The sequence below is a fragment of the Microbispora sitophila genome (assembly GCF_014892245.1).
Classification (GTDB): Bacteria; Actinomycetota; Actinomycetes; order Streptosporangiales; family Streptosporangiaceae; genus Microbispora; species Microbispora siamensis.
Genome location: NZ_JADBGC010000088.1, coordinates 1 through 1,099, shown reverse-complemented (window position 1 = coordinate 1,099; position 1,099 = coordinate 1). Strand labels below are relative to the sequence as shown.

1 protein-coding gene and 1 pseudogene are annotated in these 1,099 nt (G+C 71.0%); both read left to right on the top strand.

Features of this window, described 5'->3' with window-relative positions; all coding sequences use genetic code 11:
* On the top strand, positions 1-841 hold an 841-nt coding region (locus IL992_RS45540; RefSeq protein ID WP_193209502.1), incomplete at its 5' end, for a Gfo/Idh/MocA family protein.
* Positions 838-1,099: pseudogene (locus IL992_RS45535) on the top strand (sugar phosphate isomerase/epimerase); the annotation flags it as partial. The gene IL992_RS45540 and the pseudogene IL992_RS45535, both read left to right, overlap by 4 nt.

Here is a 1,099-nt window from a genome sequence, read left to right as displayed (position 1 = left end):
CGAGGCCGAGGCGATGACCGCGGCGGCGAAGGAGGCGGCGGCGCGCGGCGTGCGCAGCATGGTCGCCTTCAACTACCGCCGCGTGCCCGCCGTCGCGCTGGCCCGGCGGTTCGTCGAGGAGGGCAGGCTCGGGGAGATCCGGCACGTGCGGGCGCAGTACCTGCAGGACTGGATCGTCGACCCGGAGTTCCCCCTGGTCTGGCGGCTCCAGAAGGACAAGGCGGGATCGGGTTCGCTGGGCGACCTCGGCGCCCACATCGTCGACGCCGCCCAGTACATCACCGGCGAGCGGCTGACCGGGGTGTCGGCGCTGACCGAGACCTTCGTCAAGGAGCGTCCCCTGGCCGTCAGCTCGGCCGGGCTCTCGGCCGGCGGCGGCGCCGGGAGGGGCGCGGTCACCGTCGACGACGCCGCGCTGTTCATCGGCAGGCTCAGCGGCGGCGGGCTGGCGTCGTTCGAGGCCACCCGCTTCGCCCCCGGGCACAAGAACGCGCTGCGGATCGAGGTCAACGGAGCGCTGGGCAGCCTGGCCTTCGACTTCGAGTCGATGAACGAGCTGTGGTTCCACGACCACACCATCCCCAGTGGTGAGCACGGGTTCCGGCGGGTGCAGGTCACCGAGCCGGACCACCCGTACGCCGGGGCGTGGTGGCCGCCCGGGCACGTCCTGGGCTACGAGCACAGCTTCACCCATGAGGTGAAGGACTTCCTGGAGGCGGTGGCCGCCGGCACCGACCCCGCGCCGTCCTTCGAGGACGGCCTGCGGGTCCAGCGGGTGCTCGCCGCCGTCGAGCAGAGCGCGGCTGAGGGCAGCCGCTTCACCACCGTGGAGGATTCATGACCAGGCCCATCACGTTGTTCACCGGGCAGTGGGCGGACCTGCCGTTCGAGGAGGTCTGCCGGCTGGCCTCGGAATGGGGCTACGACGGCCTGGAGATCGCCTGCTGGGGCGACCACTTCGAGGTCGACAAGGCCCTCGCCGACGACTCCTACATCGAACGCAAGAAGGAGACCCTGGCCAAATACAACCTGGGGGTATGGACGATCTCCAACCACCTGGTCGGCCAGGCCGTCTGCGACCACCCCATCGACGAACGCC